This is a genomic window from Streptomyces sp. NPDC059009 (assembly GCF_042740175.1).
GTDB lineage: Bacteria > Actinomycetota > Actinomycetes > Streptomycetales > Streptomycetaceae > Streptomyces.
This window is the reverse complement of sequence record NZ_JBHYJB010000016.1, coordinates 20,782-44,714: the sequence shown is the minus strand read 5'-3', so window position 1 is coordinate 44,714 and position 23,933 is coordinate 20,782. Positions and strand designations below refer to the sequence as shown.

The 23,933-nt window shown below is 71.0% G+C and carries 21 protein-coding genes; 6 read left to right on the top strand and 15 right to left on the bottom strand.

Annotation, left to right across the window (positions count from 1 at the left end):
- Positions 1-25: 25 nt before the first annotated feature.
- Positions 26-889 carry a carbohydrate ABC transporter permease gene (locus ACFWYM_RS17845; RefSeq protein ID WP_384837589.1) on the bottom strand — a complete coding sequence of 288 codons (864 nt, stop codon included), beginning with the start codon at positions 887-889 and terminating at the stop codon, positions 26-28.
- 41 nt (positions 890-930) lie between these two features.
- Positions 931-1,785, bottom strand: coding sequence for an ABC transporter permease (locus ACFWYM_RS17840; RefSeq protein WP_384837266.1), 855 nt, complete (start codon positions 1,783-1,785; stop codon positions 931-933).
- 348 nt (positions 1,786-2,133) lie between these two features.
- On the opposite strand from ACFWYM_RS17840, the gene ACFWYM_RS17835 reads away from it, so the two are divergent.
- Together ACFWYM_RS17835 and ACFWYM_RS17830 are read left to right on the top strand one after the other, a co-directional pair.
- A complete protein-coding gene (locus ACFWYM_RS17835) occupies positions 2,134-3,105 on the top strand; it encodes a hydroxyacid dehydrogenase (protein WP_384837586.1) in 972 nt (323 codons plus the stop codon).
- Between the two features lie 218 nt (positions 3,106-3,323).
- Entirely contained in the window at positions 3,324-3,764 is a 441-nt protein-coding gene (locus tag ACFWYM_RS17830) for a DUF5990 family protein (RefSeq protein WP_384837263.1), read from the top strand.
- A gap of 13 nt (positions 3,765-3,777) precedes the next feature.
- On the opposite strand, the gene ACFWYM_RS17825 is transcribed toward ACFWYM_RS17830, so the two are convergent.
- The 3 genes from ACFWYM_RS17825 to ACFWYM_RS17815 form a co-directional block, all read right to left on the bottom strand.
- The gene (locus ACFWYM_RS17825) at positions 3,778-5,709 is read right to left on the bottom strand and encodes a protease pro-enzyme activation domain-containing protein (protein ID WP_384837260.1); all 1,932 of its coding nucleotides are present in this window, start codon (positions 5,707-5,709) and stop codon (positions 3,778-3,780) included.
- 203 nt (positions 5,710-5,912) lie between these two features.
- Positions 5,913-6,827: a serine hydrolase gene (locus ACFWYM_RS17820; RefSeq protein ID WP_384837257.1), complete on the bottom strand. Its 915-nt coding sequence runs from the start codon at positions 6,825-6,827 to the stop codon at positions 5,913-5,915.
- The gene (locus tag ACFWYM_RS17815; protein WP_384837255.1) at positions 6,824-7,792 is read right to left on the bottom strand and encodes a LysR family transcriptional regulator; all 969 of its coding nucleotides are present in this window, start codon (positions 7,790-7,792) and stop codon (positions 6,824-6,826) included. The genes ACFWYM_RS17820 and ACFWYM_RS17815 overlap by 4 nt, the downstream gene beginning before the upstream one ends.
- Before the next feature lie 85 nt (positions 7,793-7,877).
- Here ACFWYM_RS17815 and ACFWYM_RS17810 point away from each other — a divergent pair, with 85 nt between their 5' ends.
- A complete protein-coding gene (locus tag ACFWYM_RS17810; RefSeq protein ID WP_384837252.1) occupies positions 7,878-9,350 on the top strand; it encodes a peptidoglycan D,D-transpeptidase FtsI family protein in 1,473 nt (490 codons plus the stop codon).
- 79 nt (positions 9,351-9,429) lie between these two features.
- On the opposite strand, the gene ACFWYM_RS17805 is transcribed toward ACFWYM_RS17810, so the two are convergent.
- Together ACFWYM_RS17805 and ACFWYM_RS17800 are read right to left on the bottom strand one after the other, a co-directional pair.
- A complete protein-coding gene (locus ACFWYM_RS17805) occupies positions 9,430-10,056 on the bottom strand; it encodes a DUF305 domain-containing protein (protein ID WP_384837249.1) in 627 nt (208 codons plus the stop codon).
- Positions 10,053-10,718: a DUF3105 domain-containing protein gene (locus ACFWYM_RS17800; protein WP_384837246.1), complete on the bottom strand. Its 666-nt coding sequence runs from the start codon at positions 10,716-10,718 to the stop codon at positions 10,053-10,055. The genes ACFWYM_RS17805 and ACFWYM_RS17800 overlap by 4 nt, the downstream gene beginning before the upstream one ends.
- Positions 10,719-10,933: 215 nt before the next feature.
- Here ACFWYM_RS17800 and ACFWYM_RS17795 point away from each other — a divergent pair, with 215 nt between their 5' ends.
- Positions 10,934-11,374 carry an RrF2 family transcriptional regulator gene (locus tag ACFWYM_RS17795; protein ID WP_384837243.1) on the top strand — a complete coding sequence of 147 codons (441 nt, stop codon included), beginning with the start codon at positions 10,934-10,936 and terminating at the stop codon, positions 11,372-11,374.
- Between the two features lie 15 nt (positions 11,375-11,389).
- On the opposite strand, the gene ACFWYM_RS17790 is transcribed toward ACFWYM_RS17795, so the two are convergent.
- Positions 11,390-12,619 (bottom strand): globin domain-containing protein, encoded by a 1,230-nt coding sequence (locus tag ACFWYM_RS17790; protein WP_384837240.1) that lies wholly within the window; start codon positions 12,617-12,619, stop codon positions 11,390-11,392.
- 335 nt (positions 12,620-12,954) lie between these two features.
- On the opposite strand from ACFWYM_RS17790, the gene ACFWYM_RS17785 reads away from it, so the two are divergent.
- A complete protein-coding gene (locus tag ACFWYM_RS17785; protein ID WP_384837237.1) occupies positions 12,955-14,316 on the top strand; it encodes a glutamine synthetase family protein in 1,362 nt (453 codons plus the stop codon).
- Positions 14,317-14,414: 98 nt separating this feature from the next.
- Here the strand turns inward: ACFWYM_RS17785 and ACFWYM_RS17780 are convergent, their stop codons facing one another.
- From ACFWYM_RS17780 to ACFWYM_RS17765, 4 genes are all read right to left on the bottom strand, one after another.
- On the bottom strand, positions 14,415-14,852 hold the full coding sequence (locus ACFWYM_RS17780) for a VOC family protein (protein ID WP_384837234.1): 438 nt from the start codon (positions 14,850-14,852) through the stop codon (positions 14,415-14,417).
- A 34-nt stretch (positions 14,853-14,886) separates the two neighbouring features.
- A complete protein-coding gene (locus tag ACFWYM_RS17775) occupies positions 14,887-15,159 on the bottom strand; it encodes a DUF397 domain-containing protein (RefSeq protein WP_384837231.1) in 273 nt (90 codons plus the stop codon).
- Positions 15,156-16,007: a helix-turn-helix transcriptional regulator gene (locus ACFWYM_RS17770; RefSeq protein WP_384837229.1), complete on the bottom strand. Its 852-nt coding sequence runs from the start codon at positions 16,005-16,007 to the stop codon at positions 15,156-15,158. Before ACFWYM_RS17770 ends, ACFWYM_RS17775 begins: the two co-directional genes overlap by 4 nt.
- 400 nt (positions 16,008-16,407) lie before the next feature.
- Complete coding sequence (locus tag ACFWYM_RS17765) at positions 16,408-16,767, bottom strand: hypothetical protein (RefSeq protein ID WP_384837226.1); 360 nt, start codon at positions 16,765-16,767, stop codon at positions 16,408-16,410.
- Between the two features lie 373 nt (positions 16,768-17,140).
- Here ACFWYM_RS17765 and ACFWYM_RS17760 point away from each other — a divergent pair, with 373 nt between their 5' ends.
- The gene (locus ACFWYM_RS17760) at positions 17,141-20,152 is read left to right on the top strand and encodes a bifunctional [glutamine synthetase] adenylyltransferase/[glutamine synthetase]-adenylyl-L-tyrosine phosphorylase (RefSeq protein WP_384837223.1); all 3,012 of its coding nucleotides are present in this window, start codon (positions 17,141-17,143) and stop codon (positions 20,150-20,152) included.
- On the opposite strand, the gene ACFWYM_RS17755 is transcribed toward ACFWYM_RS17760, so the two are convergent.
- From ACFWYM_RS17755 to ACFWYM_RS17745, 3 genes are read right to left on the bottom strand one after another with little or no spacing between them, the layout of a single operon-like run.
- Complete coding sequence (locus tag ACFWYM_RS17755) at positions 20,140-21,018, bottom strand: phosphatase PAP2 family protein (RefSeq protein WP_384837220.1); 879 nt, start codon at positions 21,016-21,018, stop codon at positions 20,140-20,142. The genes ACFWYM_RS17760 and ACFWYM_RS17755 overlap by 13 nt on opposite strands.
- A 54-nt stretch (positions 21,019-21,072) precedes the next feature.
- Positions 21,073-22,128, bottom strand: a complete 1,056-nt coding sequence (locus ACFWYM_RS17750; protein ID WP_384837217.1) for a LacI family DNA-binding transcriptional regulator — start codon at positions 22,126-22,128, stop codon at positions 21,073-21,075.
- An 11-nt stretch (positions 22,129-22,139) separates the two neighbouring features.
- Entirely contained in the window at positions 22,140-23,834 is a 1,695-nt protein-coding gene (locus ACFWYM_RS17745) for an alpha-amylase family glycosyl hydrolase (RefSeq protein ID WP_384837214.1), read from the bottom strand.
- Between the last annotated feature and the right edge of the window lie 99 nt (positions 23,835-23,933).

The window sequence follows — 23,933 nt, the reverse complement described above, 5'->3', positions numbered from 1 at the left end:
CTCTCGGTGGGGAGGGGGAGTTGGCTCAGCTCTTGATGGCGCCGGTGAGCACGCCCTTGGTGAAGTACTTCTGCAGGAAGGGGTAGACGAGCAGGACGGGCACGGTGGCCACGACGAGGATGGCCATCTGCATGGTCTGCGGGGCCGAGACGTTCGCGGCGTCGCTGAGCCCGGTGTCGGCGATCTGCGAGCCGCCCATCACATACGTCCGCAGGACCTGCTGGAGCGGCCACTGGCCGGAGTTCAGATAGATCGAGGCATGGAACCAGGCGTTCCAGTAGCTGACCACGTAGAAGAGCCCGACCACGGCGAGCGCGGCCTTGGACAGCGGCAGGACGATCCGCCACAGCACGGCCCAGTCGCCCGCGCCGTCGATCCGCGCCGCCTCGTACAGCTCCTCCGGGATGCCCTGGAAGAAGCCGCGCAGCACGACGAGATTGAAGACGTTGATGAGGACGGGGGCGATGATCGCGCTGTAGCTCTCCAGCATTCCCATGCCCTTGACCAGCAGGAAGGCGGGGATCATGCCGGGCGGGAAGAGGAAGGTGAACAGGACGAACAGGAGGATCGGCCGGCCGCCGAAGACCTTGGGGCGGCTCAGCGCGTACGCGAGGAGCGTGGTGCACGCGAGCGAGAAGGCCGTGCCGATGACGGTGACCCCGACGCTCACCCACAGCGCCTTGGTGACGACGCCGCCCTCGAATATCTGCTCGTAGGCGCGCAGCGTCGGGTCGCTCGGCCAGATCACCCAGCCGCCGTTCTCGACGACCTCGCGGTTGGAGGCGAAGGACGTCGAGACGATGACGAGGAACGGCACCAGGACGAGGGCGAGGACGGCGACGACGGCGAGGATCTTCGCGACCTTCGTGGCGGGCTTCGGCTTCTCCATCCAGGAGGGCCGCACGGGCGCCAACCGCGTTGCGTCTGTGCTCACTTGTAGACTCCCTGCTCGCCGAGACGGTGGGCGATCTTGTTGGCCGTGAAGACGAGGATCGCGCCGACGACTCCCTTGAAGAGGCCCGCCGCGGCCGCGTAGCCGGTGTCGCCGCCGACGATGCCCTGCCAGAACACGAAGGTGTCGAGGACCTCCCCGGTCTCCGGCCCGACCGACTGACGCTGCAGCAGCATCTGTTCGAGGCCGGTGTTGAGGAAGTCGCCGAGCCGCAGGATCAGCAGCAGGATGATCACGGGCCGGATGCCGGGCAGCGTGACGTGCCAGAACCGCCGCCAGGGCCCGGCCCCGTCGATCGCGGCGGCCTCGTACTGCTGCTCGTCCACCTGCATCAGCGCGGCGAGGAAGATGATCGTGCCCCAGCCCGCGTCCTTCCAGACCACCTGGGCGACGACGAGCGCGGGATACGCGTCCGGGTTGCCGATGATGTCGATGGAGTGCAGCCCGGCGTCCCCGAGCACGGAATTGAGCAGTCCGGTGTCGGAGAGCACCTGCTGGAAGAGCGCGACGACGATGACCCACGACAGGAAGTGCGGCAGATAGACGATCGACTGCACGAACCGCCGGGTCAGATCGTGGGTCAGGCTGTGCAGCAGCAGGGCGAGGCCGAGCGGGACCGGGAAGAAGAAGACGAGCTGCAGCGTGGCGAGGAACAGGGTGTTCCCCGTCGCGTGCCAGAAGTCCGGATCCTCGAACATCCGGCTGAAGTTGTCGACCCCGACCCAGGGGCTGGCCCAGAGCCCGTCGAAGGGCACGTACTCCTTGAAGGCCACCACGTTGCCGAAGAACGCGCCGTAGTGGAACACCAGGAAGTACGCGAGCCCGGGAGCCATGAGCAGCAGGAGAACCCGGGACGACTGAAACCGTTTCCACGCCCCACCGAAGCCACCTTTGCTGGCTTTTGCCCGTTTCTCGCTCCCGCCGGGCGGCTTCACCGCCCCGGATTCCGTCCGGTCCTTCGTCACCGTTGACACAGCAGCCCCTGACTTGAGTACGGCCGTCCGAACAAGGTGCCGGGAATCTAAAGCGGTTACTGCGCCCGGTCAACCCCCCTCGCCTGCCTGTCTCTTGACCAGGCTCCCGTCCTCGTCCTAGCCTCCTGCCGCTGAGAGGTAACCGGTTACTACGAGGGGCGGCCACGCGTGGCAGACCAGGTAGAGACTCCGATCACGGCGCTCGCCATGAGCGCCGACGTGGCGGCCCGGGTGTTCGCGCCCGACATCCGCGAACGGCTCGCCCGCAGCGTGGAGTTGGCCCCCGCCCTGCTCACCGGCACCCTCCGGGGCGCCGAGGCCCGCACGGTCCTGGCCGAGACGGAGATCCTGGTCACGGGCTGGAACTGCCCGCCCCTGACCGCCGAGATCCTGGCCCCCGCGACCCGCCTCAAGGCGGTGGTGCACGCGGCCGGTTCGGTGAAACCGGTGGTCACGGACGCGGTCTGGGACAGAGGCGTGGTGGTCTCCTCGGCGGCCGACGCGAACGCGGCCCCCGTCGTGTCCTACACCCTCGCCGCGATCACCTTCGCGGCGAAGGGGGCGCTGCCCACGGCGGCCGGGTACGCGGCGGGGTGGCCCTCGTTCACGGAGCGGACGGGGGCGGACGCGCGGACGGTGGGCGTGATCGGCGCGTCCCGGATCGGCCGGGGGGTCATCGCGGCGCTGACCGCTTCGGACGCGGGGTACCGGGTGCTGCTCACGGATCCGTATGTGACCCGGGAGGAGGCGGCGGCACTCGGCGTCGAACTGGTCGACCTGTCGGAGCTGTGCCGCGCCAGCAGCATCGTGACGGTGCACGCGCCGCAACTCCCGGAGACCCGCGGCATGTTGAGCGCGGACCTGCTGAAGCTGATCCCTGACGGGGGCGTCGTGATCAATACGGCGCGGGGTTCGCTGGTGGACACGGATGCGTTGGCGCGGGAGTGCGGGGCGGGGCGTCTGGACGCGTTCCTGGACGTGACGGACCCGGAACCGCTGCCTGCGGGGCATCCCCTGCTGGGGCTTCCCAACGTGTTGGTGACCCCGCATGTTGCGGGGGCGCAGGGGAGTGAGGTGCGGAGGCTGGGGGAGTTCGCGGTGGCGGAGGTGGAGAGGTTTGTGCGGGGGGAGGAGCTGGTGGGGAGGCTGAGGAGGGAGGAGCTGGGGCGGTTGGCGTAGGGGGTGCCGGGGCTGCCGGGGGTGCCGGGGGTGCCGGGGGTGCCTCCGGCGGTTCTTTCCCCAATCCGGACGGGCTGAGTGGTCTAGCCCGTCCGGCGATTGAGGACGAGGCCGTCCAGGCCGATACGGGGGTCTAGGGGCGAAGCCCCAGGAAGGGCGCCCCAGGGGCGACGGAGTCGCCGGATTCGGGAAGGGGCGGGATCGGGGAAAATGAACGCATGCCCGACACCCTGCGACTACGCCTCACCGGCCACAACCTCCCCGGCACAGACTGCGGCGAGTACCGTCACGTCCGCGTGGCGATCCAGCACGGCCGCGACCCAGAAGCCCCCGTCCCCGGCAACGCCCCCCAGGCGACCTGGGACCTCACCATCACCACCGTCACCACCCCCGACGGCACCCCCGACTTCCGCGGCCCCTACGTCCACGGCCCCCGAGGCGCCCGCTTCCTCTACCTCACCTGGGGCGAACTCCCCCCGGGCGGCACCTTCACCATGTTCCGCAGGGCCAAGCTGTACCTGGCCGACCTCCCGGGCGAAGCCCTCGAACAGGGCGAGGCGCACGGCGAGTTGGGCCTCACCGACCCCCACGGCATGCCCCTCTGCGCAGCAGTGCGCCCGCCACACATCACATGGCGGGCGCACCGAGAGCCGCAGTAGGAAAGGGACGGCGTCAGCGACGGTAGGAGCGGATGTAGCCCGCCCCCGGCGAGCCCACCCCCGTCACCGGGTCGTACCCCCGCACCGCCTTGAGCGAGCTGTCCTTGCCCAGGCTCCGCACCGACGTGGTGAGCCCGCCCGACGCGTCGTACCCGTTGACGAAGTCGACCCGGGCGACGGCGAGTTCACGCCCCTTCGGGCGGTCGGTCACGTCGTGGTACACGCGCCCCGACCCGTACCGGTCGTAGATCGCGGGGTTCGCGAACCCGACCGGCCGCCCGCCCCGCTCCTCCTGCGCGAGGGCCTGCACGCCCGCGATGACCGGCGCCGCCAGCGACGTACCGCCGATGCGGTACTCGTCGTAGCCGAGGGAGCCGTCCGGCATCGTCTGGGTCTGGCCGACCAGGAACCCGGTGTTGGGGTCGGCGACGGCCGAGATGTCCGGGACGGTGCGCATCGGCTTGCTGCCGCCGTTCGCCTTCGCGAGGCCGCCCGGCACCACACCGCGCTGGTAGAACGGCTGCGGCACCGTCTTGCTGGTGCCACCGCCCGCGCCGCCGCTGAACGCGCCGGGGAAGTCCTTCCAGCTCTTGCCGTCGGGCGCGAGCGTGGCCTTCAGCGTTCCCCATCCGGTCTCGAAGCCGTACGTGTCGTGCTTGCCCACGGCCAGCGACGTGCCGCCGACCGCCGTCACCCACGCCGAATTGGCGGGCACGTCGACCTGCTTGGTGCCGGTGTTGGCGACCTCGTCGCCGTTGTCGCCGGAGGAGAAGTAGAAGCCGATGCCCTGGACGGCGCCCAGCTGGAACAACTGGTCGTAGGCGGCGAGCAGTTCGGGCGTCTGGTTCGCCTCGATGTCGCCCCATGAGTTCGACACGATGTCCGCGAGGTGGCCGTCCACGATCTTGCCGAGCGAGTCGAGGAAGTCGTCGTCGTAGCAGGACGCGGCGCCCACGTACACGATGTCCGCGGCGGGCGCGACGGCGTGCACGGCCTCGACGTCGAGGGTCTCCTCGCCGTACCACCCGGCGGCCCCGCACTCCTTGGTCTTCGTGTACTCGCCGGGCAGGACCTGGCTCAACTGCCCGTTGCGGTAGGCCGGATCGCCGTTGCGCTTCGCGTACGTCGCGGCGTCCCTGGCGATCGTCGGCGAGGCGTACGCGTCGGTGATGGCGACGCGGACGTGCTTCCCGGTCCGCCTGCCCGCCCCGTACGCGGCGCGCAGCTGCTGGCCGGTGTACCCCTTCACGGCGTACGGGATCTTCGCCCCGTACGCGCTCGGCAGCGTCTTCGCGGTCTTCGAGCCGTAGAAGGAGGAGAAGGGGCCCGAGTTCCTGAACACCGCGTCCGGCGGCGGCAGTTCGTCCTGGTGGCTCGCCTTGTGCGGGGCGGTGTCCAGGCCGGTGACGGTCAGGACGGCGCCCTGGAGGGAGGCGGGCGCGGAGGCGGTGGCGGCGGGCGCGCGGTAGGTCCTGCCGCCCTTGGCGTACTGGCGCAGCTGGGTGCCGAACGCCTTCTCGGCGGCGGCGACGTCGCCGGTGACCGTGAGGTAGTGGCGGGTGGCGCCGGTGACGGTGAGGCCGGAGTCCTTGAGCCACGCCTTCACGGCGGATATCTGCTCGGCCGTCGCGCCGAAGCGGGCCCGGGCCTGACGGGCGCTGAGGTACTTCCCGTACGAGGGTGAGGCCGGGTCCGAGACCGCCTTCGCGTAGGCGGCGAGGCCCTGCGCGTCGCGCCCCGCGAGGTAGACGCGGGCGGAGACCTTGCCGCTGTCCGGGGTGGCGCCCCGGTCGGTCTCGGCGGTGGCCCACGAGGGCTTGGTGCCGTGGAAGGTGTCGCGGGCACCGGACGGCCGGTGCGGATCGGCGTGGGCGGCCGCGGGCAGGGCGAGGGCCAGGGCGCCGGCGAGCAGCGGGAGGGCTGCGATGCGGGTGTGTCTTCTCATGGAACCCCCCTGAGAGTTGGGTGGACATGTTGGGCACATGCCAGAGCCACTCTGGTGGGGAACGGTTCACGTGGGGGGAATGCGGAGATCAAGAGGCCGTCAAGTGGGGTTGACCGGGGGTGGGTTGGCGGGCGGCCGGGCGCCGGGTGGCCCGACGTCGGGTGATGGGGGCGCCGGGTGACCGGGGCGCCGGACCGGGCGGCTCAGCCCCGGCCGCGCCGCAGCGCGTCCACCGCCACCCGCGCCGCCGTCCCGATCACCGCGTCGGCGGCCGGCAGCGTCGCCGCCCCGCTGGCGGCCCGGGTGAACACCGCCACCGCGTACCGCCCGCCGTCGGGGTACTCCACCACCCCCACCTCGTTGCGCACCGTGGGCAGGCTCCCGGTCTTCCCGGCCACGTGCACGTCGTCGAAGGGGAACCCGGAGGCCAGCCGGTGCGGCCACACCTGCAGCCCGAGGATCCGCCGCATCGCCGCCCCGTGCTCGGGCGGCCCCGCCTCGTCGCGCCACACGGCGGCCAGCAGCCGGGTCATGTCGCGCGGCGTGCTCCGATTGGTGCGGGCCGGGTCCAACGCCCGCAGATGGCTGATGACATGAGGCTCCGTCAGCATCGCCGCGCCGCCGGGCCCCGCGTCCTCCCGAATCGTGTCGAGCAGCTCGCGGAAGGTGTGCGTGGCGTGCGTATGGGTCAGGCCGAGGCGGACCATCGAGGCGTTGACCGCCGTCAGGCCGACGCGCTGCACGAGCACCTCGGCCGCCGCGTTGTCGCTGACGGCCATCATCAGATACGCCGCGTCGCGCAGCGACATCCGTACGGGGTCGAGCATCGCGGCCGTCCCGGTGGGCCCGGAAGCGCGCCGGTCCGGTGCGCACTCCACCTGCTCGGTGAGGTCCAACCGGCCCTCGGCCGCGGCCTGATGGAGGGCCACGAGCAGACAGAGCTTGTGCACGCTGGCGGTGACCACGGGGTGGTCCGCGCCGACGCTGGTCTCCGCGCCCGAGTCGATGTCGAGGGCGTGCAGCCACCCGGTGACGCCCGCCCCGGCGAAGGCCGCCTGCACCCGGGCGACGGGACTCCCCGCCGCGTGCCCGGCCGGCTGCCGTACTGGATCGCTCATACCCAGAACTCCGCGGCCGGTCGAAGGTGGACGGCCCGCGCGGGCACGTCCGGGCTGACCGCCGCCGTGTCGAGCAGCGCCCGCGTGGCCGCCTCCGCGAACGCGCCGACCGCTGTGTCGCTGCGCCCCTGCGGCCACGCCACCGACTGCCGCCAGGCCAGCGGCGCCCCGGCGAGCGGCCGCCAGACGACCTCCGCGTCCCCGGCCGCGACGGCGGGGCCCTGTGCGTCGCGCGGGCTGAGGGCGACGGCCTGCGAGGAGAGGATCAGGCCCCGTACGAAGCTGGCGCCCTGGCCGTGCCGCACCGCGGCGGGCGTGAAGCCGTTGCGGGCGCACGTGGTCAGCACGTCGTCGTGGAGCGCGGGCGCCGCCGCGCGCGGGAAGAGGATCAGCTCGTACCCGCTGAGCGAGGCCAGCGGCACCTCGGACAGCGCGGCCGCCGTCGCGTCCCGGGGCAGCAGCACCCCGAGCTCCCGGCGCAGCACCGGGCCCAGTTCGAGCCCGGTGACGTCGCACGGGTGGTGGATGAGGCCGACGTCCAGGTCGTGCGCGGCGAGCTGGGCGAGCTGCTGGGCGGTGGACAGCTCGTGCAGCTCCACCTCGACCCCGGGGTGCTCGCGCCGGAACTCCGCGAGGATCGCCGCCACGGCCTCGCCCGCGACGTCCGGCGGCAGCCCGGCCCGCAGCAGCCCGCTCTCACCGTCCCGGACGCGCCGGGCGGTGGCGCGCAGCGCCTCGGACCGGGCGAGCAGCTCGCGGGCCTCGGACAGGAGCAGCGAGCCGCCCTTGGTGATCGTCACCTGCCGGCTGGTCCGCTCGAAGAGCCGCACGCCGAGCTCGCGCTCCAGGCGCTGGATGCGCTGCGACAGCGGTGGCTGGGCCATGCCCAGGCGCTCGGCGGCACGACCGAAATGTGACTCTTCGGCAACAGCCACAAAGCACTCCAGGTGCCGTATCAGGTCCACAAGCAGCGACGATATCGCATTTGTATGAATTACTCGCCCATATCCATCTTGGACATGGACCGCACCGGACTGTTCCCCTCACGTCATGAACAAGACCGTGCGCCACATATCCGTCGCCTGCGGAGCGCTGGTGTTGGCCCTCCTGGTCCGCATCACCTGGCTGCAGTTCGTGCAGGCCGACGACCTCGCGGACGACGCCAAGAACCGCCGCGTCACCATCGACGCGTTCTCCCAGCCCCGCGGCAACATCGTCGTCGGCGGCGAGCCGATCACCGGCTCCCGGGCGACGCCCGGCTCGGACCTCAAGTACAAGCGGACGTACAAGGACGGCCCGATGTACGCACCCGTCACCGGCTACTTCTCGCAGGCGCAGGGCGCCACCTTCCTCGAAGGCGTTCACAAGGACGTGCTCGGGGCCAAGGACAGCAGGCTCCTGGGCGGCCCCGTCGACCTGCTCACCGGCAAGAAGCCGCGCCCCGGCGACGTCATCACCACCATCGACCCGGCCGCGCAGAAGGCCGCGTACAAGGGCCTGAAGGACATCGACGCCAAGGGCGCGGTGGTCGCCCTCGACCCCCGTACCGGCAAGATCCTCGCGATGGCCAGCACCCCCTCGTACGACCCCTCGGTCTTCGCCGGGATCTCCGCCAAGGAGGGCGAGGCGTTCAAGAAGCTGGAGCGGGACAAGCAGAAGCCCCTCAACAACCGCGCACTGCGCGAGAGTTACCCGCCCGGCTCGACCTTCAAGATCCTTACCGCGGCCGCCGCCCTGGAGCACGGCACCGTCTCGGACATCGACGCGGCCTCGGGCGCCCGGGCCCCCTACCGGCTGCCGCAGAGCAACACCGAGATCGGGAACGTCGTCCCCAACTCCCAGTGCGACAAGGTCTCGATGAAGACCGCGATGCAGTGGTCCTGCAACAACGTCTTCCTCGACGCGGCGCTGCGGACCGGCAAGGACAAGATGCGCGAGACGGCCGAGAAGTTCGGCTTCAACAAGGAGCAGTTCACGCCCGTACGGTCCGCCGCCAGCGGCTATCCGGCCGAGCTCGACCGACCCCAGACCGCCCTGACCGGCATGGGCCAGGGCAGCGTCACCACCACCCCGCTGCAGATGGCGATGGTCGCCGCCGGGCTCGCCAACGACGGCGAGGTGATGAAGCCGTACATGGTGGACGAGCTGCGCGGCCCCGACCTCGCGGTGATCGAGAAGAACGAGCCCGAGGTCCTGGACCGGGCCGTCTCCGAGAGCACCGCGAAGAAGGTGCAGCAGATGATGGAGCACACCGTCACCGACGGCACCGGCGACAAGGTCAAGATCCCCGGCGTCACGGTCGGCGGCAAGCCGGGCACGGCCCAGCACGGCGCCGACGTGCGCGACGAGCGGCCGTACGCCTGGTTCGTCTCCTACGCCAAGCAGGCGGACGGCAGTTCACCGGTGGCGGTCGCGGTGTTCGTCGACCCCGAGGACATGGACATCTCGCGGTCGGAGATCGCGGGCGGCAGGCTCGGGGCGCCGATCGCCAAGGCGGTGATGGAGGCGGTCCTCAAGCGCTAGCGGACGGGCCGGCGGGAGGGCTGGTGGCGCCACCGGACGCCAGGGCCACGGCTCTACGGCTACGTCTACGGCTCCACGGCTACGGCTTGGCGCCGCGCGCCTTCAGCATGTCCGCCATCAGCTCGATCTCCGACTGCTGGGAGTTGACCATGCCCTCGGCCAGCCGGTGTTCCACGCCCACCTTGCAGCGCTTCACGCACCCCTTGGCCATGTGCACCCCGCCCTGGTGGTGGCGGGTCATCAGCTGGAGGTAGCGGACCTCCGCGTCCTTCCCGCTCAGCTTGCCCAGCTTCGTCAGCTCCGCGTTCGTCGCCATGCCCGGCATCAGTGCCCCGTCCTTGCCGGGCGGCATGTCCCCCATGCCCATCCACGTCATGGGCGCGTCCTCCGACACCTTCGGCAGGTCCCACATGTCCAGCCAGCCGAGCAGCATGCCCCGCTGGTTGGCCTGCGTCTGTGCGATGTCGTACGCGAGGCGCCGCACCTCCTCGTTCTTGGAGCGGTCGCGGACGATGTACGACATCTCGACGGCCTGCTGGTGATGGACCGCCATGTCGCGCGCGAACCCGGCGTCCGCCGAGGAGTCGGCGGGGACGGAGGAGGACGAGCCGTCCGAGTCCGTCGCGGCCACCGCCGCCGTGATGCCGCCCGCCGCCACGACCACCGCGGCGGCGCCCCCGATCAACCAGCCCGTGCGCCCGTTCACTTGGCGAGACCGTTGGTGCAAGCAGCGCCCGGTTCCGGGGTCTGCTTGCCCTGCACGTACTTGGCGAAGAACTTCGCGACGTTCTGGTCACCCGCACCCGTCACCGTGCGCTGGTGCCCCCACGCGGTCAGCATGATCGGGTCCTTCTGCTCCTTCACGGGGCTCATCAGCGAGTACGGCGTCGACTTCACCTTCGCCTCGAGCTTCTTCAGGTCGGCGGACTTCGCCTTCTCGTTGTAGGTGACCCAGACGGCGCCGTGCTCCAGGGAGTGCACGGCGTTCACCTCCGGGAGCTCCTTGTTGTAGACGTCGCCGTTGCAGTTCATCCAGACCTGGTTGTGGTTGCCGCCCACCGGCGGGGTCATGGGGTAGTCGACCTTCTCGGCGACGTGCGTACGGCCGAGCTTCTTGGCGTCCCAGACCCGCTCGCCGTCCTTCGACACCGTGGACTTGGGCCACTTGCCGCCCGCGGAGTCGTCCGAGGAGCCGTCGTCGGCCTTCTTGAAGAGGACGACACCGCCCACGACGAGGCCCGCGACGACGACCGCGCTCAGCGTGATCGTGAGGATGCGGCCCCGGCGGTCGCGGGCGCGCTCGGCGCGGCGCATCTCCTCTATTCGCGCCTTGCGCGCGGCCGTGCTGCTGTTCTTGGCGGAACCCATGCTGTGTCCTTCTGCGGAAAGGGACGAGCGGTGACGAGCGAGCAAGCAATACGAAGTACGAGGTACGAGGTACGAGGTACGAGGTACGAGGTACGAAGTCGTGCGGTGCGCTGATCGTAGTGGGCATGGGCCCCGCCCCGGCAGGGGAGCCAGGAGGAATGGCGGGAGAGAATGCCTAATTTGAACCCCAGATGCGCATTATCTACGCTGCCCGTATGCGGCTCCTGCGCTCCACCGACCTCGCCCTGCGCGTCCTCATGCGTCTCGCCGTGGCGGACGGCGACGCCTGTCCCACGACCCGTGAGGTCGCCGCCGACATGGAGGTTCCGTACACCCACGCGGCCAAGGTCGTCGCCGAACTCCAGCGCATGGAGCTCCTGGTGGCCCGCCGCGGCCGGGGCGGCGGGCTTGCCCTCACCGAGCAGGGGCGCGGCGCCTCCGTCGGTGCGGTGGTGCGGTCCTTCGAGGGCGGCGCGGGCGACGTCGTCGACTGCGAGGGCTCCGCGCCCTGCCCCCTCCGGTCCGCCTGCCGCCTGCGCTCCGCGCTGCGCCAGGCCCAGGAGGCGTTCTACGCCTCGCTCGACCCGCTGACCGTCGCGGACGTCGTCGCGGCGCCGACCGGCCCGCTGCTCCTGGGCATCTCCAGCCGCGACTAGGACCTGTCCGGCGGATCAGGCCGCGGCCAGCCACAGGTCGGGCCCGAAGACCTCGTAGTGGATGTCGCGCGGCGCCACCCCGCCCTCGATGAGCTGGCCGTGCACGGCCCGCATGAACGGCAGCGGCCCGCACAGGTACGCGCGCGTGCCCGCCGGGATCGTGATGCGGGACAGGTCGGCGCGGCCGGTGAGTTCGGCCGGGTGGCCCGCCTCGGGGTGCTCGTAGAAGAAGTACGCGGCGGCGTCCCGGAGCTTGTCCGTGTACGCCTCGTGGTCGGCGCGCAGGGCGTGCCGGGCGGGGGAGTGGTCGGCGTGCACGACGGTGACCGGGGCGCGGTGTCCGGCCGCGGCCAGGTGCTCCAGCATCGCCATCATCGGCGTCACACCGATGCCGGCCGAGGCGAGCAGGACAGGGGTGTCGTCGTCCAGGTCGTCGCCGAGCACCAGGTCGCCGTGGGGCGCGGAGACCCGCAGCAGATCGCCCTCGCGGACGTAGGCGTGCAGGTGCCGGGAGACCTCGCCGTCCGGGGTGGCCGTGCCGTCCGCGCCGGCCGCGCCCCGCACCCGCTTCACGCTGATCTGGCGGACCGGGGAGCCGGGTGCCCTGGAGAGGCTGTACTGGCGTATCTGACGGGCCCCGTCGGCCAGCTCCACCTGGACGGACACGTACTGCCCGGGCCGGAAGGCGGGAACGGGGACGGTCTCGTCCTCGGGCCGCAGCTGGAAGGTGACCACGTCGGGGGTCTCCTCGACGCGGCCCACCACGCGCCACTGGCGGAAGGTCCCCGCCGGGGTGACCCCGTGCTCCGCGTACAGGCGGGCCTCGATGGCGACGAGGGCGTGTGCCATCAGCCAGTACACCTCGTCCCAGGCGGCCGCGACCTCGGCCGTCACGACGTCGGCGCCGAGGACCTCGACGATCGCCGCGAAGAGGTGCTCGTGCACGATCTCGTACTGCTCCGGGGCGATGCCCAGGGAGGCGTGCTTGTGGGCGATGCGGCCCAGCATCACGTCCGGCCGCTCGTCGGGGTGGTCGACGAGATACGTGGCGAAGGCGGCGATGGAGCCCGCGAGGGCCCGGCTCTGGGTGCCCGCGGCCTGGTTCCCCCGGTTGAACAGATCACGCAGGAGCTCGGGCCGGGCGGCGAACATTCCACCGTAGAAACGCTCGGTGATCTCGCCGATGGCGGCGCCGACGACAGGGAGGGTGGCGCGCACGGTGGCGGCGGACTGCTGGGACAGCAACGGGACTCCTCAAGGCCGGTGCGGAAGGGGCCAGTTCACCGACCACCCGCCGATGGGCCGATCGACGCCATATGGCACCCCATGTCTGATCCGTACCGTATGAAACTGGCATCTGAGATGCAAATTTAAGAGGTGAGCGCGGGTAAGGGGACGGGTCGGGTCGTCAGGGGCGCAGGTCGGCAGGCAGTATGTGCACTGGGGGAGCCGATCGAGGTCCGCCGGCCTCCGCAACGTGCGTGAAACGGCGGGATGGGATGCTTCGGGTGTCCCGGACGGTGTCTCTGTCGCGCGTGGAGGCAAGCGGCCTGACCAGCAAGGATGGGTGGAAGCGGAAGATGGACAAGCAGCAGGAGTTCGTGCTCAGGACGTTGGAGGAGCGCGACATCCGGTTCGTGCGTCTGTGGTTCACGGACGTCCTGGGCTTCCTGAAGTCCGTGGCCGTGGCCCCCGCCGAGCTGGAACAGGCTTTTGACGAGGGCATCGGCTTCGACGGCTCGGCGATCGAGGGCTTCGCCCGGGTCTACGAGTCCGACATGATCGCCAAGCCGGACCCCGGCACCTTCCAGGTCCTGCCCTGGCGCGCGGAGGCCCCCGGCACCGCCCGCATGTTCTGCGACATCCTCATGCCGGACGGCTCCCCGTCCTTCGCCGACCCCCGCTACGTCCTCAAGCGGGCCCTGGCCAAGACCTCCGACCTCGGCTTCACCTTCTACACCCACCCCGAGATCGAGTTCTTCCTGCTCAAGGACAAGCCCCTCGACGGCAGCACCCCGGTCCCCGCCGACACCTCCGGCTACTTCGACCACACCCCGCAGCACGTCGGCATGGACTTCCGCCGCCAGGCGATCACCATGCTGGAATCGATGGGCATCTCGGTCGAGTTCAGCCACCACGAGGGCGCCCCCGGCCAGCAGGAGATCGACCTCCGCTACGCCGACGCCCTCTCGACGGCGGACAACATCATGACGTTCCGCCTGGTCATGAAGCAGGTGGCCCTGGAGCAGGGCGTCCAGGCGACGTTCATGCCGAAGCCGTTCTCGGAGTACCCGGGCTCAGGCATGCACACGCACCTCTCCCTCTTCGAGGGCGACAGGAACGCCTTCTACGAGTCGGGCGCGGAGTACCAGCTCTCCAAGGTCGGCCGCTCCTTCATCGCCGGTCTGCTGAAGCACGCGGCGGAGATCTCCGCCGTCACCAACCAGTGGGTCAACTCCTACAAGCGCATCTGGGGCGGCTCCGAGCGCACGGCAGGCGCAGGCGGCGAGGCCCCCTCCTACATCTGCTGGGGCCACAACAACCGCAGCGCCCTGATCCGCGTCCCCATGTACAAGCCCGGCAAGACGGGCTCGGCCCGCGTCGAGGTCCGCTCCATCGACTCGGGCGCGAACCCGTACCTGACGTACGCGGTGCTGCTGGCGGCGGGCCTCAAGGGCATCGAAGAGGGTTACGAGCTCCCACCGGGCGCGGACGACGACGTCTGGGCTCTCTCGGACGCCGAGCGCCGCGCGATGGGCATCGAGCCCCTCCCGCAGAACCTGGGCGAGGCGATCTCCCTGATGGAGCGCAGCGAACTGGTCGCGGAGACGCTCGGCGAGCACGTCTACGACTTCTTCCTGCGCAACAAGAAGCAGGAGTGGGAAGAGTACCGCTCCGAGGTCACGGCCTTCGAGCTCCGCAAGAACCTGCCGGTGCTGTAACGGCGTGTGAAAGCAGAAGCCGCAGACGCGTCCGCCCGGTTCGGTGCGGACGCGTCTGCGGCTTTGTCTCTGTCCGGCCGCGCAGTTCCCCGCGCCCCTTAGGAGCGCGCCTGCTCGGCCAGCAGTTGGTGCAGCGGCTTCGTCGCGCGGACGCGGTACTCCTGGACGGACCAGCCGTTGCCGTCCGGGTCCTTGAAGTACATGAAGGTCGCCCCGTCGTCCGGCGTGAAGGCCACGGGCTCACTGACCTCGAGCCCCCGCGCGGTCAGCTCCGCGTGCGCGGCCTTCGCGTCGGCGACGCAGAGCTGGAGCCCCTGGTAGGACCCGGGCGCCGGCGGATTCTCCTGCCCGGGCAGGGCGCCCTCCACCAGCGCGACGGAACACCCCGAACCGGGCGGGGTCAGCTGCACGATGCGCAGGCCCGGCATGACCTCCCCGTCGATGTCGGCGTGGAAGCCGACCTTGTTCACGTAGAAGTCCTTGGCCCGATCTACGTCCGAGACGGGCAGCAGAATCACTTCGAGGGTCATGTCCATGGAGCGGGTTCCCTTCGTCCGCAGGCGGGAGGGTTCAGCTGTTGGATGCGTACCTTACGAAGTCGAGCCAGGAGTTGGGGTCGATGGCGAGGTGGGGGCGGGTTGTGTCTTTGGAGTCGCGGATGTGGATGGTGCCGGGGGCGACGGCCACCTCGACGCAGTCGTTGCCGTCGCTGCTGCTGCTGTAGGAGCTCTTACGCCACTCAAGCGCGACCTCTACGCAGCTGTCGCTTTCGCTGCCGCTGCTGTAACTGCTCTTGAACCACGCCAGTTCGGTAGCGTCCTCGGCAGTGGGCTTGCGGGTCATAGTTCTCCCAGCACTTGCTCGATGAAGGCCAGCGACTCTCGTGGCGCGAGAGCCTGTGCCCGGATGATGCCATACCGCAGTTCGAGGATTCGGAGTCGCTTCGGGTCATGGACGGGTAGGCCGTTGAACGCCCCATCCGAGCGCCCTACCGCTGTGCCGTCTTCGAACTTCAGGAGCTCGATCCCTCCGTCCACACCGGCGTGCTCTTCGAGGCTGATGGGCATCACTTGAATCTCGACGTTCCGCAACTGCCCTACCTCTAGCAGTCGTTCGAGCTGTCGGCGCAGCACCATTCTCCCTCCGAGCGGGCTTCGGAGCGTCATCTCTTCCTGGATAAAGCTGAGTTCGGGGGCCGGTGAGCGCTCGAAGATGCTCTGTCGGTCCATACGTGCGGCCGCCCCGCGCTCGACTTCGTCCTGCGGGTACGAGGGGCGCCGCATGCCAAACAGTGCAGTCGCGTACTCTCGCGTCTGCAGCAACCCGTGGATGCTGTTCTTGCTGTACAGCGAGAGCTCGACCGCCCGCTCCTCCAGCTTGGCCAACTCCCGTACCTTCTTGGGGTACCGGGCCTTGGCCAGGTCCCCCTTCATCGCGGTGATGAACCCGCCCGCGCCCAGCACCTCCTCCGCCTTGTCCAGGTACTCGGGCCGGGGAATCCGCGCCCCCCGCTCTACCTTGCGGATCTGATCCTCGCCGTACCCCATCAACTCGGCGAATTCGACGACGCTCAGACCCGCCGCCTCCCGCCACCGCTTCTGCTGATGACCCAGCGCCTCCACGGCCGGGTCGAGCTCATCTCCCGGCTCGACGTCCCAACCCAGCTCACTCTCGCCCTGGCCCTGGCCCATGCGCGCCACCCTCCCGAAGTCCCGTACGTGCCCAACGCGCACCCGTACCCCCGCGACACGCAGGACAGCCGGGACAAGCCAGGACAACGACCGGACAACCCCTGTACGCACAGGTGTCACTGCTGTTCAGGGCAGTCGTGCCCGACCACGCTGAGTGACGTGAACTCAGAGACCGCCCAACCCCCCACCATCTTCCGCCACTTCACGATCCTGCTCTCGGCAACGCCAAGAGGCGCCCGCCTGGCCCGACGCCTGGCGGTGCAGCAACTCATCGAGTGGGAGCGGCCGTTCGAGACGGCGGAGCACATCGTGGCCGAGCTGGCGAACAACGCGGCGCTGCACGGCCGCGTGCCCGGACGGAACTGGACTTTCCCTGACTTCCCCCAGCTTCCCTGGCTCCTCAGGCCCGCCAGCGGGAGACGAGGTGGACGAGCAGGGCGAGGGCGGGGACGGCGGCCGGAACGACGATGCCGACGGTGTTGTCAGGGGTGTCCCACAGGGTGTTTCCGGCGGGAAGCCCGAGCGTGATGGCGGCCGCGCTTCCCATGAGGTTCTCGAGGCGGGTGTGGGGAGCCCGCGACTCCTGCAGGCGGTGGAAGCAGATCCACCCGGCGATGAGGGCCAGGGCGGCCAGGGAGACGGGGATCGCGACCACGAGCGGCACGCGCTGCTCGGCGGCCCACCACAGGGCGGCGAAGACGGCGAGGGGGGAGAGGAGCCCCAGGACGCGTTCGAGGAGGGATGACGACCGATAGGGCAAAGGCCCACACGAGTCGAGAACAGACTCTCCGGCTTGGTCGGCTTGGTCGGCTTGGTCGGCGACGGTGTGTGGATTCGTCGTCATCGAGTGGTTCCCCCAGGTGGTACGAGCTGTGCACGCACGATCCTCGCAATTCACATGGCAAATGGGCAACCAGACCAAAGCGGGTATGAGGCAAGCCCGTAGCGGGGGCGCACGTCAGCACTGCCGAGGGGGCGCGCGAACTCTCCCAACGTAACCAGCCACGAAGATCGGGTGAACCCCAGGGGAGACGGGAGGGAGGGCGCACCGTCCCGAGCGGTGATACATGCGGAGCCCTTTGGTGCCGCTCTCGGTAGGCTCAGGCCCAGGAATGATCGAACGGAGGCGCGGAATGACGGTGCCGCAGGGCCGGAGAAGCAGCACGTTCACGAGGCTCCTCCGGCATGGCTTCACCGACCCCTCGGCGGCGGAGCGGCTCCTCGACGTGCCCGCGCTCGCCCAAGTCCGCTCCGACCCGCTGCTCCTCGACGCGCTCGGCGCCACCGCCGACCCGGACCTGGCGCTGCTCGGCCTGGTCCGCCTCGTCGAGGCGGAGCAGGAGACCGGCGGTGACACCGGCCGCCGCGAGCTGCTCGACACCCTCGTCACCGCCAAGCCCCTGCGCGACCGGCTGCTCGGCGTGCTCGGCGCCTCCGAGGCCCTCGCCGACCACCTCGCCCGGCACCCCCGGGACTGGCGGGCCCTGGTCACGTACGAGTCGGCCGATCTGCACCCCGGCGTCGAGGAGTTCGAGGCCGGGCTCGCCGAGGCCACCGACCCGGTCTCGCTGCGCGTCGCCTACCGCCGCTGTCTGCTCGCCATAGCGGCCCGCGACGTGTGCGGCACCACCGACGTCGCCGAGGCCGCCGCCGAGCTCGCGGACCTGGCGACGGCGACGCTGCGGGCCGCGCTCGCACAGGCCGAGAAGGCGGCGCCCGCCGACGCCGCACAGTGCCGCCTCGCCGTCATCGCGATGGGCAAGTGCGGGGGCCACGAGCTGAATTACGTCTCGGACGTCGACGTCATCTTCGTCGCGGAGCCCGCCGAGGGGGCGGCCGGCGCCGACGAGGGCAAGGCGATCCAGGCCGCCACCCGGCTCGCCTCGCACATGATGCGGATCTGCTCCGAGACGAACATCGAGGGCACCATCTGGCCCGTCGACGCCAACCTCCGCCCCGAGGGCCGCAACGGCCCCCTGGTGCGGACCCTGAGCAGTCACCTCGCGTACTACCAGCGCTGGGCCAAGACCTGGGAGTTCCAGGCCCTCCTCAAGGCCCGCCCGGTCGCCGGGGACGCGGAGCTCGGACAGGAGTACGTCGACACGATCGGCCCGCTCGTCTGGCAGGCCGCCGAGCGCGAGAACTTCGTCGCCGACGTGCAGAAGATGCGCCGCAGAGTCGTCGAGAACATCCCCGCGGGCGAGGTCGACAGGGAGCTCAAGCTCGGGCCCGGCGGGCTGCGCGACGTCGAATTCGCCGTCCAGATGCTGCAGTTGGTGCACGGCCGCAGCGACCAGAGCCTGCGCAGCGGCTCCACCCTCGTGGCCCTCGACGCGCTCGCCGCGGGCGGGTACGTGGGCCGCGTCGACGCCTCCCAGCTCGACGACGCCTACCGCTTCCTGCGCTCCCTCGAACACCGCATCCAGCTCTACCGGCTGCGCCGCACCCACCTGGTGCCGGAGGACGACGCCGACCTGCGCCGCCTCGGCCGCTCCCTGGGCATGCGCACCGAGCCCATCACGGACCTGGGCCGCGAGTGGAAGCGGCACACCTCCGTCGTGCGCCGGCTGCACGAGAAGCTCTTCTACCGGCCGCTGCTCGACGCCGTCGCCCAACTTGCCCCCGGCGAGACCCGGTTGAGCACCGACGCCGCCCGCGAACGCCTGGTCGCGCTCGGCTACGCGGACCCCGCCGCCGCCCTGCGCCACCTGGAGGCCCTCGCCTCCGGAGTGACCCGCAAGGCCGCCATCCAGCGCACCCTGCTGCCCGTCCTGCTCGGCTGGTTCGCCGACTCCGCCGACCCGGACGCGGGCCTCCTCGGCTTCCGCAAGGTGTCCGACGCGCTCGGCAAGACCCCCTGGTACCTGCGCCTGTTGCGCGACGAGGGCGCCGCCGCCGAGAACCTCGCCCGCGTCCTGTCCGCCGGCCGCCTCGCCCCCGACCTGCTCCTGCGCGCCCCCGAAGCCGTCGCCCTGCTCGGCGACCCCCGTGGCCTGGAGGCCCGCGACGCCGCCCCGCTCACCCAGGAGGTCCTGGCCGCGGTGGGCCGGGCCGACGGCGCCGAACAGGCCGTCACGGCCGCCCGTGGCGTCCGCCGCCGCGAGCTGTTCCGCACCGCCGCCGCCGACATCATCGGCTCGTACGGCACCGAGGACAGCCCCGCCGAGGGGGACCAGGGAGCCCTGGTCGACCGGGTCGGCGGCGCCGTCTCCGACCTGACGGCGGCCACCATCGCGGGCACGCTGCGCGCGGTCGTACGGGACGGCTGGGGCGACACCCTGCCCACCCGCTTCACCGTCATCGGCATGGGCCGCTTCGGCGGCCACGAACTGGGCTACGGCTCCGACGCCGACGTCCTGTTCGTCCACGAGCCCCGCGAGGGCGCCGACGAACAGGAGGCCGCGCGCGCCGCCGCCACCGTCGTCGCCGAGATGCGCCGCCTGCTCGCCCTGCCCAGCGCCGACCCGCCGCTCCTCATCGACGCCGACCTGCGCCCCGAGGGCAAGTCGGGCCCGCTGGTGCGCACCCTCAAGTCGTACGAGGCGTACTACCGCCGCTGGTCCCTCGTATGGGAGTCCCAGGCGCTGCTGCGCGCCGAACCCGTCGCGGGCGACCAGGACCTCGGCCGCCGCTTCACCGAGCTGATCGACCCGCTGCGCTACCCGGCGGAGGGCCTCGGCGAGGACGCGGTCCGCGAGATCCGCCGCCTCAAGGCCCGCATGGAGTCCGAGCGGATGCCGCGCGGCGCCGACCCCACCCTGCACACCAAGCTGGGCCGGGGCGGCCTCTCCGACGTCGAGTGGACGGTGCAGCTGCTCCAGCTCCAGCACGCCTGGGCCGAGCCGGGCCTGCGCACCACCCGCACCCGCGAGGCCCTCGCGGCGGCCTGCGCGGCCGGGCTCATCCCCACCGAGGACGCCGCGACCCTGGACGAGGCATGGGTCCTGGCCACCCGGGTGCGCAACGCGGTGATGCTGGTGCGCGGCCGCGCGGGCGACACGTTCCCCTCGGACGTACGGGAGTTGGGCGCCGTCGGCCGCTACCTCGGGTACGACGCGGGGCACATCGGGGACATGCTCGACGACTACCGGCGCATCACGCGCAGGGCGCGGGCCGTGGTGGAGGAGCGCTTCTACGGAGCGTAGGCGGGCTTACGGGGCTTCGCCTGCCGGACGGGCTCGACGTGCTTCGGGAGCGCGTACGGCAGATGCCCGTACCAGAGCCGCGCCACCAGGAAGCCGAAGGTCAGGCAGAGCACCCCGCCCACCGCGTCCAGCCAGAAGTGGTTCGCGGTCGCGACGATGACGATCAGCGTCGCGGCCGGGTAGAGCAGCCCGAGCACCCGCGCCCACGGCACCGACGCGAGCGCGAAGATCGTGAGCCCGCACCACAGGGACCAGCCGATGTGCATGGACGGCATCGCCGCGTACTGGTTCGACATGTTCTTCAGGTCGCCGGAGGCCATGGAGCCCCAGGTGTGGTGGACGACGACCGTGTCGATGAAGTCCTGCCCGTTCATCAGGCGGGGCGGCGCCAGCGGATACAGGTAGTAGCCGAGGAGCGCGACCGCCGTGGTCGCGAAGAGCACCAGGCGCGTCGCCGCGTACCGCCCCGGGTGGGAGCGGAACAGCCAGACGAGGACGCCGAGCGTGACGACGAAGTGCAGTGTCGCGTAGTAGTAGTTCATGCCGGTGATCAGCCATGTCACCGAATTCACCGCGTGGTTGACGGACTGCTCCACCGCGATGCCGAGGTGCTGCTCGGCCTGCCAGATCCAGTCCGCGTTCTTCAGGGCCTGGGCCTTCTGCTCCGGGACCGCGTTGCGGATCAGCGAGTACGTCCAGTAACTCACCGCGATCAGCAGGATCTCGAACCAGAGGCGCGGACGGCGTGGAGTGCGCAGTCTGCGCAGCAGCGCGCGGCCGTCACGGCCCCGTGGCTCCTCGCCCGCTACGGGTGAGTTGGGGGGCCGCTCCTGGCCTTCCAGTGTCGTCACAGTCATCTCACCCATGTGGACAGAGTCTGCCAGATCCCCACCCTTCGACCGATCATCCCTTGGTTGGGTTCACTGCGCATTCTCTACGTCCTGCGGACGATTCGGTCCCGTGGGGGCCGAGGCAGTTGAACCCCGGACGACCAGCTCCGGCATGAAGACGAATTCGCTCTGCGGCGCGGGCGTTCCCGCGATTTCCTCCAGCAAGGTGCGCACCGCCGCCTGGCCCATCGCGGGCACCGGCTTGCGCACCGTCGTCAGGGGCGGATCCGTGAAGGCGATCAGCACAGAGTCGTCGAATCCCACCACCGAGACGTCGTCCGGAACCTCCAGACCCCGCTGCCGCGCCGCCCGCACCGCCCCCAGCGCCATCATGTCGCTGGCGCACACGACGGCCGTGCAGCCGCGGTCCAGGAGCGCCGAGGCCGCCGCCTGACCGCCCTCCAGCGTGTACAGCGAATGCTGTACGAGACGTACCTCGATGTCAGCGGCTGCCAGGCCCAGCTGGTCCCGCACCGTGCGTACGAAGCCCTCGATCTTCCGCTGTACGGGCACGAACCGCTTCGGGCCGAGGGCGAGCCCGATGCGCGTATGACCGAGGGAGACGAGATGGGTGACCGCGAGCCGCATCGCCGCCCGGTCGTCGGGGGAGATGAACGGCGCGCGCACCTCGGGCGAGAAGCCGTCGACGAGGACGAACGGCACCCCTTGAGCGCGCAACCGCTCGTAGCGCTCCATGTCGGCGGTGGTGTCCGCGTGCAGCCCCGAGACGAAGATGATCCCGGCGACGCCCCGGTCGACCAGCATCTCGGTCAGCTCGTCCTCCGTGGACCCGCCCGGGGTCTGGGTGGCGAGCACCGGCGTATACCCCTGCCGGGTGAGGGCTTGCCCGATGACCTGGGCGAGCGCCGGGAATATCGGGTTCTCCAGCTCGGGCGTGATCAGCCCGACCAGGCCCGCGCTGCGCTGCCGGAGCCGCACCGGACGCTCGTAGCCGAGCAGGTCGAGCGCGGCAAGCACGGACTGGCGGGTGGCCGCGGAGACGCCCGGCTTGCCGTTGAGCACGCGGCTGACCGTCGCTTCGCTGACCCCCGCCTGCGCAGCGATGTCGGCCAGCCGTGCGGTCACGGGACCGGACCCTACAGGTCGGCCCACCACGCCGTCGTATCGGCGGGCAGGACCGTCTCGCGGTCGCCGGGCTGCAGCCGTGCGCTGGCGAGCAGGAGGCGGCCCGGGGTGGGCAGCGTGACGTCGGCGCCGGTCAGGTTCACCGTGCAGACGACGGCGCCCCCGGAACCCGTACCGGCGTCCCCGTCGCCGTCCCCGGAACCCGTACGGCGGAAGGACAGGACGCCCTCGGGGCTGTCCAGCCACTCCACGCCCGTGCCCGCGCCCAGGGCCCCGTCGGCGCGGCGCAGGGCGAGGGCCGCGCGGTACAGCTCCAGCGTGGAGTCCGGGTCGCCCTCCTGGGCCTCGACGGTCAGGGTCTTCCAGGACGCGGGCTGCGGGAGCCAGGACGGGCCCCCGGGAACGGGGCCGAAGCCGAAGGGCGGGTGCTGCCCGGACCAGGGCAGCGGGACCCGGCAGCCGTCGCGGGTGCCGTCCTGGCCCGAGCCGCGGAAGAACGCCGGGTCCTGGCGCACCTCGTCCGGCAGGTCCGTCACCTCGGGCAGGCCCAGCTCCTCGCCCTGGTAGAGGTAGGCGGAGCCGGGCAGCGCCAGCATGAGGAGGGTCGCGGCGCGGGCCCGGCGCAGGCCGCACGCCCCGTCGTCCGCGAGGCGCGTGGTGTGCCGGACCACGTCGTGGTTGGAGAGCACCCAGGTGGCGGGCGCGGCCACGGCGGCCATCGCGTCCAGGGAGCGGTCGATGACGGCGCGCAGCTCCGCCGCGTCCCAACGTGTCGTCAGATAGGCGAAGTTGAACGCCTGGTGCAGCTCGCCGGGGCGCAGATAGCGGGCGCTGCGCTCCACGGTCGGCGTCCATGCCTCGGCGACGGCGATGCGCGCGCCGTCCTCCCCTTCGGCGTACGCGTCGAGGATCGTGCGCCAGTCGCGGTAGATCTCGTGCACGCCGTCCTGGTCGAAGTAGGGCACGGCCTCGCTGCCGAGGAGCTTGACCTGCTCGCCGTGGCCGACGTCCGGCAGGCCGGCCGCCTTGACCAGGCCGTGCGCCACGTCGACGCGGAAGCCGTCCACCCCGAGGTCGAGCCAGAAGCGCAGGACGGAGCGGAACTCCTCGCGGACGGCGGGGTGTTCCCAGTTGAAGTCGGGCTGCTCGGGGGCGAAGAGGTGGAGGTACCAGGCGCCGTCGGTGACCCTCGTCCAGGCGGAGCCGGTGAAGACCGACTCCCAGTCGTTGGGCGGGAGTTCGCCGTCGGGGCCGCGCCCGGGGCGGAAGTGGAAGCGGTCGCGCAGCGGCGAGCCGGGGCCCTCGCGCAGCGCCTCCTTGAACCACTCGTGCTGGTCCGAACAGTGGTTGGGCACCAGGTCCACGATGACGCGCAGACCCAGGGAGTGGGCCCGGCGGATCAGGTCGTCGGCGTCCGTGAGGGTGCCGAACATCGGGTCGACGGCCCGGTAGTCGGCCACGTCATAGCCCGCGTCGGCCTGCGGCGAGGCATAGAAAGGGGAGAGCCACACGGCGTCCACACCCAGGTCGCGCAGATGGGGCAGGCGGGCCGTGACGCCCGGCAGATCGCCCATGCCGTCGCCGTTCCCGTCGGCGAAACTGCGCGGGTACACCTGGTAGATGACCGCGCCGCGCCACCATTCCCGGTGCGTGTCCGCCGGGTCGGGGTGCGAGGTGGGGCGTGCGTCGGTGGCGTGCTGCGTCATGACGTCCCTTACTGCTGTCGGTGCGGAGACAGGTATCTGTCGATACGGAGACAGGCATCTGTCGGCGCGGAGGCAGACATTCCGGTCAGTTCGGTCAAC